The organism is Streptococcus sp. FSL L8-0526 (genome assembly GCF_038007145.1).
In the GTDB taxonomy this organism is placed as follows: domain Bacteria; phylum Bacillota; class Bacilli; order Lactobacillales; family Streptococcaceae; genus Streptococcus; species Streptococcus thermophilus.
The window spans coordinates 1057623-1071788 of sequence record NZ_JBBOWP010000001.1 but is presented as its reverse complement, the minus strand read 5'-3'; the positions used below and the strand labels follow the sequence as shown (position 1 = coordinate 1071788).

General features: G+C 39.7%; 12 protein-coding genes. 2 read left to right on the top strand and 10 right to left on the bottom strand.

Annotated elements, in window-relative coordinates; translation table 11 throughout:
• Window positions 1–10: 10 nt before the first annotated feature.
• The 6 genes from NSQ85_RS05595 to cdaA form a co-directional block, all read right to left on the bottom strand.
• Window positions 11–799 (bottom strand): Nif3-like dinuclear metal center hexameric protein, encoded by a 789-nt coding sequence (locus tag NSQ85_RS05595; protein WP_179973811.1) that lies wholly within the window; start codon window positions 797–799, stop codon window positions 11–13.
• Window positions 789–1475, bottom strand: coding sequence for a tRNA (adenine(22)-N(1))-methyltransferase (locus NSQ85_RS05590; RefSeq protein WP_179973812.1), 687 nt, complete (start codon window positions 1473–1475; stop codon window positions 789–791). The genes NSQ85_RS05595 and NSQ85_RS05590 overlap by 11 nt, the downstream gene beginning before the upstream one ends.
• Before the next feature lie 97 nt (window positions 1476–1572).
• On the bottom strand, window positions 1573–2013 hold the full coding sequence (locus tag NSQ85_RS05585; protein WP_340781320.1) for a GtrA family protein: 441 nt from the start codon (window positions 2011–2013) through the stop codon (window positions 1573–1575).
• A 2-nt stretch (window positions 2014–2015) separates the two neighbouring features.
• Window positions 2016–3368, bottom strand: coding sequence for a phosphoglucosamine mutase (gene glmM, locus NSQ85_RS05580; protein ID WP_179973814.1), 1353 nt, complete (start codon window positions 3366–3368; stop codon window positions 2016–2018).
• A 223-nt stretch (window positions 3369–3591) separates the two neighbouring features.
• Window positions 3592–4557, bottom strand: a complete 966-nt coding sequence (locus NSQ85_RS05575; RefSeq protein ID WP_179973815.1) for a CdaR family protein — start codon at window positions 4555–4557, stop codon at window positions 3592–3594.
• The gene (gene cdaA, locus NSQ85_RS05570; protein WP_179973816.1) at window positions 4554–5405 is read right to left on the bottom strand and encodes a diadenylate cyclase CdaA; all 852 of its coding nucleotides are present in this window, start codon (window positions 5403–5405) and stop codon (window positions 4554–4556) included. Before cdaA ends, NSQ85_RS05575 begins: the two co-directional genes overlap by 4 nt.
• Window positions 5406–5506: 101 nt before the next feature.
• Between cdaA and murT the strand changes: the two genes are divergently transcribed.
• Together murT and gatD are read left to right on the top strand one after the other, a co-directional pair.
• Window positions 5507–6850, top strand: a complete 1344-nt coding sequence (gene murT / locus NSQ85_RS05565) for a lipid II isoglutaminyl synthase subunit MurT (RefSeq protein ID WP_179973817.1) — start codon at window positions 5507–5509, stop codon at window positions 6848–6850.
• Entirely contained in the window at window positions 6850–7638 is a 789-nt protein-coding gene (gene gatD, locus NSQ85_RS05560; protein ID WP_179973818.1) for a lipid II isoglutaminyl synthase subunit GatD, read from the top strand. Before murT ends, gatD begins: the two co-directional genes overlap by 1 nt.
• A 137-nt stretch (window positions 7639–7775) precedes the next feature.
• Here gatD and mprF read toward each other — a convergent pair whose 3' ends face one another.
• The 4 genes from mprF to udk form a co-directional block, all read right to left on the bottom strand.
• Entirely contained in the window at window positions 7776–10331 is a 2556-nt protein-coding gene (gene mprF, locus NSQ85_RS05555) for a bifunctional lysylphosphatidylglycerol flippase/synthetase MprF (RefSeq protein WP_179973819.1), read from the bottom strand.
• Window positions 10328–11047 carry an alpha/beta fold hydrolase gene (locus NSQ85_RS05550; protein WP_179973820.1) on the bottom strand — a complete coding sequence of 240 codons (720 nt, stop codon included), beginning with the start codon at window positions 11045–11047 and terminating at the stop codon, window positions 10328–10330. The genes mprF and NSQ85_RS05550 overlap by 4 nt, the downstream gene beginning before the upstream one ends.
• A 524-nt stretch (window positions 11048–11571) precedes the next feature.
• Window positions 11572–13491, bottom strand: a complete 1920-nt coding sequence (locus NSQ85_RS05540; protein ID WP_179973821.1) for an ABC-F family ATP-binding cassette domain-containing protein — start codon at window positions 13489–13491, stop codon at window positions 11572–11574.
• A gap of 36 nt (window positions 13492–13527) precedes the next feature.
• Window positions 13528–14163, bottom strand: a complete 636-nt coding sequence (gene udk / locus NSQ85_RS05535; RefSeq protein ID WP_179972013.1) for a uridine kinase — start codon at window positions 14161–14163, stop codon at window positions 13528–13530.
• Window positions 14164–14166: the final 3 nt, after the last annotated feature.

Below are 14166 nucleotides of genomic sequence, written 5' to 3'. Positions count from 1 at the left end.
ACAAATCCACCTACAAATGATCAAAAGGATTTGTTGACGACTGACTTTCAAGTATCGTCACATGCCAATCATGCTCACGTTTCCAGACCTCAAGTTTCTCAGCAATCTTTGAGATAAAGAGGGCTTCGATATGATGACCGGGGTCAATAGCCAAGAGGCCGTTAGTAATCATCTCTTGACCTGTATGGTAATAAATATCTCCCGTGATAAAAACCTGTGCTCCCTTTTTCAGAGCATCCTTGTAAAATCCTTGACCACTACCACCGCAAATAGCCACACGGTTAACAAGAGGATTGTAATGATTATAACGAACCAGTCGAACACTATCTAAACCAAAAGCAGACTTGACTTTAAGAGCAAGATCTTCAATGGTCTGTGGCACAATATCACCCACTCTACCGATTCCTTGATTTTCAGCAGTCTCTGTTAAATAAGTGGTATCCTTAATGTCAAGTAACTCGCAGAACCAATCATTAAGGCCTTCATCAACGACATCAATATTGGTATGGCTGATATAGACAGCAATGTCGTGCTTAACTAGGTCAAGCAAAATATCACGGTCCGGTGACGACACCAAATCCTTTACAGGACGGAAAATAGGTGCATGCTTAGCAATGATAAGATCCACACCTTTTTCAATGACTTCAGCTACTGTATTCTCGCGAACATCCAAAGTAACCATGACCTTCTGAATCTCCTTATCCAGACTGCCAATTTGTAAGCCAACCACATCACCTTCCATGGAAAGTTCCGGTGGACAAAAGCCTTCATAAGACTTGATAAGATCACTAGCTAACATGGTCCAAAACCTCCTTAATGGTTTGAATTTTTTCTTCAAGAACTGCACGGTCATCCTGATTGGCAAGAGGAATAGACCCCAAGGCAATCTCTAATTTATTAATTTCACGTTGCCATTTGAGCTGGAAAACCTGAGACTGCTCTTTCATAAGATGAGGGCCAAAGCGAATCTCCCTCTCTGAAAGGTTCATTTGACCAGCTTCTGCCACTATGATTTCGTAATATTTGCCATTTTCAGTCATAATGGCTTCTGTAACAATAGTAAAACCATTTTCCATCAACCAGATACGGAGATCATCTTCCCGATTATTTGGTTGCAAAATCAGACGGTCTACGTCCTTAAGTTTGTCCTTTCCAGCATCAAGAATATCCGCAATAAGACGTCCCCCCATACCACAAATCGTGATAGTTGTAACGGCATCAGAAGGCTCAAAGGCAGCTAAGCCATTCGCCAAACGCACATCGATTTTATCATTGAAACCAGAAGCTGAGACATTTGCGAGAGCAGATTCATAAGGACCCTTTACCACTTCGCCAGCAATGGCTGAAGTAATCAAGCCCTTTTCAAGTAGATAAATTGGAAGATAGGCATGATCACTTCCTACATCCAAAAGTTTTGCGCCTTTAGGAACGTAGGTTGCTACGTCCTTGAGGCGTTGAGATAATTGTACGTACATGTTTCATCTTTCTATTTTTTAAGTCTCTTCAATTATATCAAAAAAGGAGGTTGGTAAGAAACGCTTTTAACACATTTCCTAACAACTTCCTTTTTGTTTATACTTTTTCGTCTGTAAAGACGAAGAATTTTGAAATAATATAGTTCAACACAATGACAAGGACCTGAGCAAATAGGCTCTCGATACCATTTACCCATGCCTGACTATGGCCAACGAATTGACCAATAATCTCTGGATAAGTATCTACCAAGAGGTAGGCTAATGCCAAATCCAAGACCAAGGTCAAAAGGCGGGCTCCTACGAACCTAACAAAGCGCGTGGCCACACCTGTCGTTTCCTGATTAAAGACAAAGATGTCATTTGTAAAAAAGGCAAAGATAATGGCAATAGCATTGGCCAGGACAGCCGATAGGGCCCCTTGTTTGGTCAACTGAAAAATCAAGGTACGACTAACCATGTAAACCAAAGTTGCCAAAACCCCAAAGAAGAGATATTTGAAAACTTCGGTAGCCATAAAGCCTCTGAGTTTGGCTAGCATACTTAGTCCAAACCAATTTCTGCACGAACAACATCGGCAATAGTATCGACATAGTAGTTCACTTCATCATCTGTTGGTGCTTCTGCCATAACACGAAGGAGAGGCTCTGTACCACTTGGACGAACCAAGATACGTCCATTACCAGCCATCTCAGCTTCCATTTTTTCAATGATAGCGGCAATTGCAGGAACGTCCATAGCTTTATCTTTCATGCTATTTTCCACACGGATATTAACTAATTTTTGAGGGTAAATGGTTACTTCTGCTGCCAATTCAGACAAGCTCTTACCTGTTTCAACCATTACTTTAGTCAATTGGATAGCTGTCAATTGACCATCACCAGTTGTATTGTAATCCATGATAATAACGTGACCAGACTGTTCGCCACCAAGATTATAACCGTTTTTACGCATTTCTTCAACAACGTAACGGTCACCAACAGCAGTCACAGCCTTGTTAATACCTTCACGGTCGAGAGCCTTGTGGAAACCAAGGTTTGACATAACTGTTGTAACAATGGTGTTTTTAGCTAACTCACCTTTTTGAGACAAGTATTTACCAATGATATACATCACCTTGTCACCATCGACAATATCGCCATTTTCATCAACGGCAATGAGACGGTCACTGTCACCATCAAAGGCAAGACCGATTGCTGAACCAGATTCTCTAACTAAGGCCTGCAATTGCTCTGGATGTGTAGAACCTACACCAGCATTGATATTAAGGCCATCAGGTTGATCACCAATAACAGCGATTTCTGCATTCAAGTCAAGGAAAATATTACGAGCAGATACCGCAGCCGCACCATTAGCAGCATCCAAGGCAACCTTCATACCACCGAGGTCAAGACCAGTAGTCACCAAGAATTTTTCGTATTTACGAAGACCTTCTGGATAATCGACAAGCGTTCCAAGTCCTTCAGCTGATGGGCGTGGCAGAGTATCTTCTGCGGCATCTAGAAGAGCTTCAATTTCCGCTTCACGTGCATCATCTAATTTAAAGCCATCTCCACCAAAGAACTTGATTCCATTATCAAGTGCTGGATTGTGACTAGCTGAAATCATTACACCAGCACTAGCATTTTCTGTACGTACCAAGTATGATACACCTGGTGTCGCAAGTACCCCAAGTTTATAGACTTCGATACCTACTGAGAGAAGTCCCGCTACCAAAGCAGATTCTAACATCTCACCAGAAATACGTGTATCACGAGCCACAAAAACTTTAGGACGGCCAGTTTCATGTTGACTAAGCACATAACCACCAAAACGACCTAATTTATAAGCCAATTCAGGCGTAAGCTCAACGTTTGCTTCTCCACGAACACCATCTGTTCCAAAATATTTACCCATAAATTTACTATTAGTGCCTTTGCACTAAATCCTCCTTAAACTTTGATGCCATTTAGCAAGAGTCAATCTAATCTAGTGAACCTATCTAGATAATCTAACTGTATAAGATTGCACCAATATGTTCAACCCTTGTTTTAAAATATTATTAATTGGTTACATTATTATGAGACTATTTCTCTCAATCCAATCTATTATATCTGAATTTGATGAAAATGTAACTCCCTCACTTTTGCGTGACTTTCAAGTTAACCTTCACAGTACTTGGCTGCACTGTGACACCTTCTGCTTTAAGCTCTAAGGTTTTCGATGTATCCTTAGTTACTTGGCTAATGTCTACAGGGACTGTGATGCTGTTAATTTTATCCATGTCTTCTTGACTACCAACAATGGTCACATGACCACGATCAAAACTATAACTGATACTAGACACATTGCTAGCCTTATCACCAGTCAACTCTAGCTTAACTGGAACTGATTTACTCAATTTTCTCAAACTAATTTTGGCATGAACCTTAGCTGGGGAAATTGAACTAGCTAAAATCGTCCCATTAGACGAAACTGCTTGAAGAACCAAGTTACCATCATAATCATCAAACAAGTTGTCATCGCCTTCCAAGACTGCTTGAACGTGATCAATTTGATTGATGATATCCTCACTTGAGGTCACCTCTACCTTGGTTTCATCCAAGCTAACCTTTTTCACTTCATAGCCATTAGCCAACTTATCCGGTGTGATATTTGCAACTACATCAAATGTCTTACTAGCTTTTTTACCTATGGTTGCTGTCAAGATCGATGGTGATACTTGGGCAGACATTCCATCCGGTAAATTCTTAACCTGAATAGGAACATGACTTGTCCCTGGGCCAAGATTTGATAAATCTGCAACCAACTTAAAATGACGTGTGTCACTTTTTGTTTCAGTTGTCAAGGCTAATTGTGTCGTCGCTGTCAGATAGACCTCAGCATCATAGGAATGGCCACTGATAAAGTACTTATCACTATCGTATTTGATATCCACAGGTACCGACTCAACGGTTTGCGTGAAAGTATTGGATGCAATTGAGCTATTATTTTTATTTTGCGCATTCCCCGACCATGCTGTGAAAAAGAGTGTGACAGCAAAGAAGAGAGCAACTACCATCTGCCACAAGCGATCATTTGTGAAAAATCTTACTAGACGCTTCATTTTTTACCACCTCCCATCCAACGTTGAAAGAATAACTGACGTGGTTCCTGCTCTTTCAACAAGATAAGACTTAACTCTTGTTCAAATTCTTGAACTGAGAGACCGTGCAAAAAATTGCCCTTGTACGCAATGGAAATCGCACCTGTTTCCTCAGAGACAACAAAGGTAAGTGCATCTGTTTGTTCCGAAAGACCAATAGCAGCCCTGTGTCTTGTCCCAAATTCTTTGGAAATCTTATTAGACTCTGATAATGGCAGATAAGAACAAGCTGTTGTAACTTTATTATCTCTTATGATTACTGCACCATCATGAAGCGGCGTATTTGGTATGAAGATATTTATTAAAAGTTCCCCAGTCACCACTGCATCTAGCGGAATCCCTGTCGCAATCTGTTCTTGTAAAGTCTGAGTTTGTTCAATAGACACCAAGGCTCCAATCTTACGCGGGCTCATATACTTGACGGCCTTGACAAATGCCTGAACCAATTTCTCATCTGAACTGATCTCTTTATTTTGCAAAAAATGCTGAGGTGTCCGTCCAAATGTCTCAAGTGCCGAACGAAGCTCTGGCGCAAAAATAACGACTGCTGCAATAGCACCATAATTGATGACTTGATTCATCAAATAAGAAATCGTCGTGAATCCAATAAAATCAGAGATAATCTTTACGAAAATAAATAAGACTACCCCTTGGACTAGGGTCATGATTTTTGTTCCTCTCAGAGCCCTAATAAACCGATAAATTAAAAAAGCAACAATCAATATGTCCAAACTATTGATAAGAACCCTCAGCGGACTATCAAAAAGTGACCGCCAAAAATCAAAGTCAATGGACGAAAGTAATCCCATACTTATCACACTTTCTTTTAATTTTTTAACAGTTTCTATTATAACATGAATTCAAACTATTTTGAGGCTACGATCACTACTTTTTATGATAAAATAAAACCATGACTATAAAAACTACTATGGGTATCTTGGCAGGTAAAGCTAGTCACTTTGTTCTCTCAAAATTGGGACGTGGCTCAACCCTCCCAGGAAAAATCGCCCTTAAATTTGATAAAAATATTTTAGACACACTAGCTAAAGATTATGAAATCGTCGTTGTCACTGGTACCAATGGTAAAACTCTGACAACCGCTTTGACAGTTGGTATTCTAAAAGAAGCTTACGGTGAAATTGTAACTAACCCTAGTGGAGCCAACATGATCACTGGGATTACTTCCACCTTTCTAACTGCTAAAAGAGCTAAATCTGGTAGGAAAATCGCTGTCTTGGAGATTGATGAAGCCAGCCTTCCAAAAATCACTGAGTATATCACTCCAAGTCTTTTTGTCTTCACAAATATTTTCCGTGACCAAATGGACCGTTACGGTGAAATTTACACCACTTATCAGATGATTTTAGATGGTACTGCTAAGGCGCCAGCGGCAACTATTTTGGCTAACGGGGACAGTCCTCTTTTTAATTCTAAAGAGCTAGTCAATCCCGTGCGTTTCTACGGTTTTGATACTGAAAAACATGCGCCAGAGCTTACACACTATAATACTGAAGGAATTGTGTGTCCTAAGTGCGAGAGTATTCTTCAGTATCGCCTTAATACTTACGCTAACTTGGGTGACTATATGTGCCTTAACTGTGACTTCCACCGTCCAGAATTAGATTATAAGCTAACGCAGCTGACAAAAATCACCAACACCACTTCTGAATTTATCATTGACGGTCAAGATTACAAGATTAACGTTGGGGGGCTCTACAACATCTATAATGCCCTTGCTGCCGTTTCTGTCGCTGAATTCTTCGGCGTTGCGCCAGAGCAAATCAAAGCTGGTTTTGATAAGAGTCGTGCTGTCTTTGGACGCCAAGAAACCTTTAAAATTGGTGATAAATCATGTACTCTCGTACTGATTAAGAATCCAGTTGGAGCTAGCCAAGCTCTGGATATGATTAAACTTGCAGACTATCCATTTAGCTTGTCAGTCCTTCTTAATGCCAACTATGCTGATGGTATTGACACCAGCTGGATTTGGGATGCCAACTTCGAAAGCATTCTCGATATGGATATTCCTGAAATTAATGCTGGTGGTGTCCGTCACTCTGAACTTGCCCGTCGTCTGCGTGTAACTGGCTATCCAGAGGACAAAATTACACAAGCAGAAAAACTCGAAGATATTATGACCCTAATTGAAAAGCAAGACTGCGACCATGCCTATATCTTAGCGACCTATACTGCCATGCTTGAATTCCGTGATATTCTGGCCCAACGTCATGCTGTCAGAAAGGGGATGAACTAATGACTTACACTTCTCTCAAATCGCCAGAAAATCGTGACTACACCTATATCCTAAATGTTGCCCACCTTTACGGTAATCTTCTCAATACTTATGGTGACAATGGTAATGTCCTTATGATGAAATACGTGGGGGAAAAGCTTGGCGCTAAGATGACCTTCGATATCGTTTCAGTTGGTGACGACTTCGACAAGGAGCTCTACGACATAGTCTTCTTTGGAGGTGGTCAAGACTACGAACAATCCATCGTTGCCAAAGATCTCCCGTCAAAACGTGACGCTATTGATCAATACATTCAAGATAACAAAGTCATCTTAGCGATTTGTGGTGGTTTCCAACTTCTCGGACAATATTACACCCAAGCCAATGGTGTCCGCATTGATGGTATCGGTGTTATGGGCCACTATACCCTTAATCAGGAAAATAACCGCTACATCGGTGACATCAAGATTCATAACGAAGAATTCAATGAAACCTATTATGGTTTTGAAAATCACCAAGGTCGCACCTTCCTTTCCGATGATCAAAAACCACTTGGTAAAGTGGTCTACGGTAATGGTAACAACAAGGAAGATGGTACTGAAGGTGTCCACTATAAAAACGTTTATGGTAGCTACTTCCATGGTCCGATTCTTTCTCGTAATGCTAACCTTGCTTACCGCTTGGTAACAACTGCCCTTCGTAACAAATATGGTCAGGATATTCAATTACCAAGTTATGATGACATACTCTCAAGCGAGATAGCTGAAGAGTATGCAGATACTAAATCAAAAGCTGAATTCGAGAAATAATTCTTTTAAACAAAATAAATCAAAAGCTGAATTCGAGAAATAATTCTTTTAAACAAAAAAAATCAAAAGCTGAATTCGAGAAATAATTCTTTTAAACAAAAAAAGTGAACCCTGGAGGGTCACTTTTTTTGTCGTATTTACTTCCAAAGACGTCTTTTCTTCATTTTATCTTCAATTTTACGATTATCAATCCTGAAAATAGCAATCATATCAAACAAGAGCCAGGTTCTTTTTGGATAGACAATGTATTTTGGAGACCAAATTGGAGAGAATTTTTCTTTGTAACGGTGCAGTCCACTAAAAGAGTAAAAACGCTGAGCAAAAACATAAACTAAATTGGCAACCTTTTCCTCTATAAAACTATCTTCTTCAGTACCTACGTTAGCTAGGGGAGCCATCCCCATATCAAAGTATTGCTTACCTTCTGCTTTGAAGTATTGGAAGAGTTTGACAAAAAGGTAGTCCATGATGCCTTCAGGAGCCTTTTTAAAGTCATAACGCATAAGATCAATGGTTGCCACCCGTTTATTTTGGGTTGGCATGATATTAGCGAAGGCCACAATTTCTCCTTCTTTACTCTCAACGATAGCAATCGGTGCTTGTTGTAAATAGGCTTCATCAAAAAAACCAAGAGAGAAACCTTTCTCCTTACGACCGTTAAGCCATATATCTGAGACTGCCTTCATTTCCTGCATTTGAGTCTCCGAAAATGGAGGATTAAGTAATTTAAACCGGAAGCCTGCTTTTTCCACACGATTGGTTGATTTACGGAACTTCTTACCATGCTTACCATCAACAGAAAATGTCGTCAAATCAACCATGGCATTTTCTCCAAATTTCATGAAGTCAAAGCCATAATCATGAAGCATAAGGGTCACTCTCTCATTCGCCTCATAAAATAAAGCCTGTAAATTCCAATCAGATAAGTTTTTCAAGAAAGCTTCCCAAGCCGGACGATAATATTTTTCATTACCAATAGGATTGCCCATAATCACACACTTGTTACTGGTTTGTGCAAATTGAAAAACTACCTGATCTTGTCCATCGACACGATACCAAAAGAGGCGTTTATCATGTAAATAAGCTAGAGCACTTTCTGATGCCCCCCTATATTTCTCAAGAAGTGCTGTAAAACGCTCATTATCCATGCTTTGACCAAAATGCTTACGAGGTGCCAAGATTCTCAGTACAAGCCAAACAATGGTTGCAATGATCACCGATGCCAGTAAAATATCAAACCAAATATGAACAAAATGTCCAAGAATATCTTGGTTCCTAGGTGGTAACAACTGAGACCAAAAACCACTACCACCCAAAACAAGGAGAACCAAAATAGTAAAGGCTAAAAAAAGGAAATCCTTGGTTTTGTCTTCCCAGCTATAAACAAAATAGTGATGATTCAATCTTTTCCTTATAAGTAACATAAGTATCGTAGAAAGCACAATCATGAAAGATATGGTCCAGGAAGTACCATTGAGATTGACGTAAATCAAAGTCAAGACGAAGGTAAGCAAGGATACAATAAAAGCTCCCTTAACGCGTCGCCTGATGAGGCGAGCCATGAAAACAAAGAGGGTTCCAAATAAAATACTTGGAAACTGCCAGATCAACTGTTCCTGAATAGGATCGAAATGGTTAATAAAGTAAACATTTGCCAAGCTTTCTGGGATTAGGGCAGATAAAATCAAGAAGATCCCTAAAAAACGTAACAAATAAACAAGGATAAGATGGAAACTTCCACCAAATACTCGTGAAGGGATATTGAAGTATTTATCATTGATGTGACCTCCCATGTGTTTGAAAAAAAAGACAACACCTAATAAAAATGGAATGATATAGTAGGTTAGACGAAAGAGCAATAGTAGACTGACCGCAAGAGCATTGCTGACACCCATAGACGTTAGACCACTAATCACAATCAAATCAAAACTACCAATCCCACCTGGAATCATGGAAGAGATACCAATGATAACCGCTAGAAAATATAGGGGAATCAGATTATAAAGAGGAACATGTAGACCCATTAAATAAGCCACACTCAGAAAACTCACAAGAGCTGTGAGCCATTCAGCAGTCGATGCTAAAAGAAGGCTTAGTCTCGTTTTCAAAGGGACTTGCCCAAAATAAGGCAATTTTTCGCGGCTTGAGACAAAGAAAATAAAAGGTAGGTATAAAAAGCTTCCTAGTAAAAGTAACCAATATTTTCTCAAGTCAGGACTTAGAGGGAAAAACCAAAAGGTAGCAAACACCAAGCCACTTAGGAGCGACAAGCCCGACATGAAGTAAGGCAATAAACGTGATAGTGCCTTAACACTAGACTTTTCATGCCCATCTTCAGAATAAAAGGAATACCTCAATCCCACGTCAACTAAACCGGCAAAACCAGCCAAGTTATTAATGGTATTGACAGCCCAACTCGTTTCGAGTATATAGGATTTGGAATAATCCGTCTCTAGCTCCTTATTCAAGATAAGGTCATAAAAGAGCATGGGTAACACAGCAACTAAGCCTATCACTACCATTAAAGCAAGATGCCAAATTGATAGACCTGATAAAGCTAACTCCAGCGATTCTAAAGTGATCGTTCGTTTTAAACGAATCAACTCTACAACAACAAGAACCGCAATAGAAATAAAGAAGACAGATTTAATGGCAGTTTTTAAAGGTTGAAGTCTCTCTATAAGTCGCTTCATGCCATCACCTCTTTTCGACTAATTCTAACTAACTCACGGATCATTTGATTAAAAACCTTGTATTTTTGTTGGGCTAAACGGTGTCCTTGTCGACGCACGACATAGAGCTTATGAATTGGAAAGAGGTCCGAAATCTCCCTTAAATGACTAATACTAATGACATCTCTTTGTCCCATAACTACCCAAACAGGATAGGATGCCTGATGTAGTCGTTCCCTATCCAGCGGTAAATCATGTAGCATGAGCTCCGTTACCTGAGCCAAGATGTCCATTTTAGATGAAAATGGTGATAAGGCTTTTAGGCAATAATACTGTATATAAACCAGACATCTTGAACGTCTGGTCAACCCTTTAAAAGTCATATTCCCCGCACTAAGCAAGAGCCCTGCAATCCGGCCAGGAAAGTAACTGGCATAAACCATAGCTAGATTAGCCCCATCACTGTGACCAACAAACAGAGCCTTTTTGATATTTAAAAATTGCAAAATCTCCTCCAAATCGGCAGCCATCTGTTCAAAGGTCATCTTAGCACTCTGACGACTGGATCTGCCCTGATTACGACTATCAATGAAAATTAAACGATAGTCTCGATATAGAATTTCTTGCTTACCAAAGTAGTTTCCTGATGAATTATTGCCATGCAAGAAGACAATTGGAAAGCCTTTACCGAGGTCACGATAATAGATGATTTGACCATCTTTCACTTTGAATTCCATAATATTACCTACCTTTTCACTAACGTATTCTTATACGATGATTAGTCTTATAAGGCATTGCATTGGGTCCGATACCATAAAACAAAGTGCTCAGACCATCTCATTCCATTATAACACTTCTATTTAGCAAAACTCAGAATATTAGTACATTTTCTGCAAAAAAGAAAAAGCCTTTTCAGACTTCTCCTATTATTAATAGGTTTTTAGGGCAATGAGTTTGTTATGGTTTCCTCATCTTTTGGTTATCACGGACAAGCTTAGATACCATAAATGAAGATAAAATCAAACCAACACATCCCATAATATAAATGCCCCTTAACCATTAACGGCTCTTTAATAGTATAGAGGCTTACCAACATCAAGATTACAAAGAAGGCAAATGATCCCCTTGTCATCATCTTGAAAAGATCTCGTATTACGATACACTTTGTTCATAAATCTAGTCTCCTTTTATATACTAAGACTAGTATGACAACAATGAAATCCTTTTACAAATTAAAATACGAAAAGGTTTCCATGTTTGTTTAACTTTCCAACTGTTCCGAAAGATCACTCCACTCTTCCATCAGAGCCACTTGATTGACTGATAAGTCGTCTAGTTCTTTCTGCAAGTCAGACAATTCCACCACATCATTGGTTTCAAGCATGGCAATAGAGATTTTTCCCAAGCGTTCTTCGACGGTTTCTAATTCATTTTCGATTTGCTCAATTCGTCGTCTCAGTTTACGGATCTCTTTTTGACTAGCTTTTTGAGCTTGATAATTACTAGCACCCGCTGAAGCTACTTGGGTTTCCTCTGGATCTTGATTTTCTTCCGCTTCAAGTCGTGCTAATTCTTCAATCTCCGCCTTCTTCTCAAGATAGTAATCGTAATCTCCAAGATAAATAGTTGCTCCATCCTCAGAGATTTCCATCACTTTTGTTGCCACACGGTTGATAAAGTAACGATCGTGGCTGACAAAGAGAAGTGTTCCATCAAAGTCAATAAGAGCATTTTCCAATACTTCCTTACTATCAATATCCAAGTGGTTGGTTGGCTCATCCAGAATTAGAAAGTTATTATTTTCCATTGATAATTTGGCTAGGAGCAGACGAGCTTTCTCACCACCAGAAAGCATGGAAACTGACTTTTTGACATCATCACCTGAGAAGAGGAAAGCTCCCAGACGGTTACGAATCTTAACTTCAGGAGTTGTCGGAAAATCATTCCACAACTCATCAAGTACAGTGTTTGATGGTGTCAAGGTTGATTGTGTTTGGTCATAATAACCCACTTCAACATTCGCACCGTAGGTTGATGATCCCTTGATAAATGGCAATTTACCTACTACCGACTTAATAAAGGTCGTTTTCCCGATTCCATTTGGACCCACAATGGCAATAGCATCCATTTTTTTAACATCCAGAGAAATAGGCTCCGAGAGAATCTCATCACCGTAACCAATAGCAGCATTCCTAACTGTCAAGACCACATTCCCAGATACCTTGTCCACATGAAAAGTCATATTAGCAGACTTCTGGCCTTCTTTTGGCTTATCCAGGCGTTCAATTTTCTCCAGCTGTTTGCGACGGGCCTGAGCACGTTTCGTGGTAGAGGCACGAACAATATTACGATTAACAAAGTCCTCCAGCTTAGCAATTTCCTTTTGTTGCTTTTCGAAATTCTTGGCTTCGGTGGCCAACTTCTCAGCTTTTAAGTCCATGAATTTTGAATAGTTCCCGACATAACGATCTAAACTATGTTTGGTCAAATCTAGGGTTACTGTCGCCACCTTATCCAAGAAATAACGGTCATGACTGACAATGATTAGAGCTCCCTGATAATTGACTAAGTAATTCTCCAACCAAGTGATAGTCTCAATATCTAAGTGGTTCGTCGGTTCGTCCAGTACCAAAAGCTCAGGCTTTTCTAGAAGAATTTTAGCCAAGGCCAAACGGGTATTTTGGCCGCCAGAGAGATCTGAAATAGGCATCCCCCACATGCTTTCATTAAACTTAAAAGCATTGAGAATAGCTCTGATGTCAGATTCATAAGTAAAACCACCGCGCTGTCTGAAATCCTCGGAAAGTCTATCATAGTCTGTCATTAGCTTGTTCAAGTCTTCCCCAGTTAACTCAGCCATCTTCATTTCCATGTCACGCAGACGTTTTTCATCTGCACGTAGGTCTGAAAAGACATTCAACATTTCCTCATAGATGGTATTACTAGACTCAAAATGGCTGTCCTGAGCTAAGTAAGAAAGGTTCAAATCACGTTTTGTGTTGATTTCACCACTTGTCGGTGCTTCCTCTCCAACCAAAATTTTCAACAAGGTTGATTTTCCAGCACCGTTGCGCCCAACCAAAGCAATACGATCACGTTCATCCACCTGAATATTAATATTATCAAAGAGCACATCTCCTGAGAAAGAGCGCTCAATTTTATTTCCTTGTAAAATAATCATAACGCTTTAATTATACCAAAAAAGCCAAGCTCCTGCTTAGGCTTTCTGACTTTCTTCTAAAATGCTAGCTACCTTAGTATTAATCAAATCGATAGCAACAGTATTTGTAACACCTTCAGGAATCACCACATCCGCATAGCGTTTGGTTGGCTCAATAAACTGATGATACATAGGTTTGACTACACTGATATACTGCTCGATAATACTATCTAAACTACGACCACGTTCTTCCATATCACGCTTAATACGGCGGATAATACGGATGTCATCATCAGTATCTACAAAGAGCTTGATATCCATCAAATCACGCAAACGTTTATCTTCAAGTACCAAAATCCCTTCAACGATAAAAACATCCTGAGGTTCCTGACGATAGGTCTTGTTACTACGAGTGTGTTGCGTGTAATCATAAATCGGAATATCTACTGGACGCCCAGCAATCAGCTCATTGATATGCTCAATCATAAGATCTGTATCAAAGGCAAAAGGATGGTCATAGTTAGTTGATACACGCTCTTCAAAAGTCAAATGTGACTGATCCTTATAATAAGAATCATGCTCAATCATGGCAATTTTCTCATCTGGAAAATTGGATAGAATGGCACGAGAAACACTGGTCTTACCACCACCAGAGCCACCCGTAACCCCAATAATAATCGGTTTTTTAGGCATGGT

Bases quoted from the DNA above. Each gene is read 5' to 3' on its own strand.
- NSQ85_RS05585 (WP_340781320.1), bottom strand. From the start codon at position 2,013: ATGCTAGCCAAACTCAGAGGCTTTATGGCTACCGAAGTTTTCAAATAT.
- glmM (WP_179973814.1), bottom strand. From the start codon at position 3,368: ATGGGTAAATATTTTGGAACAGATGGTGTTCGTGGAGAAGCAAACGTT.
- gatD (WP_179973818.1), top strand. From the start codon at position 6,850: ATGACTTACACTTCTCTCAAATCGCCAGAAAATCGTGACTACACCTAT.
- NSQ85_RS05540 (WP_179973821.1), bottom strand. From the start codon at position 13,491: ATGATTATTTTACAAGGAAATAAAATTGAGCGCTCTTTCTCAGGAGAT.
- mprF (WP_179973819.1), bottom strand. From the start codon at position 10,331: ATGAAGCGACTTATAGAGAGACTTCAACCTTTAAAAACTGCCATTAAA.
- cdaA (WP_179973816.1), bottom strand. From the start codon at position 5,405: ATGGGATTACTTTCGTCCATTGACTTTGATTTTTGGCGGTCACTTTTT.
- NSQ85_RS05550 (WP_179973820.1), bottom strand. From the start codon at position 11,047: ATGGAATTCAAAGTGAAAGATGGTCAAATCATCTATTATCGTGACCTC.
- udk (WP_179972013.1), bottom strand. From the start codon at position 14,163: ATGCCTAAAAAACCGATTATTATTGGGGTTACGGGTGGCTCTGGTGGT.
- NSQ85_RS05575 (WP_179973815.1), bottom strand. From the start codon at position 4,557: ATGAAGCGTCTAGTAAGATTTTTCACAAATGATCGCTTGTGGCAGATG.
- NSQ85_RS05595 (WP_179973811.1), bottom strand. From the start codon at position 799: ATGTTAGCTAGTGATCTTATCAAGTCTTATGAAGGCTTTTGTCCACCG.
- NSQ85_RS05590 (WP_179973812.1), bottom strand. From the start codon at position 1,475: ATGTACGTACAATTATCTCAACGCCTCAAGGACGTAGCAACCTACGTT.
- murT (WP_179973817.1), top strand. From the start codon at position 5,507: ATGACTATAAAAACTACTATGGGTATCTTGGCAGGTAAAGCTAGTCAC.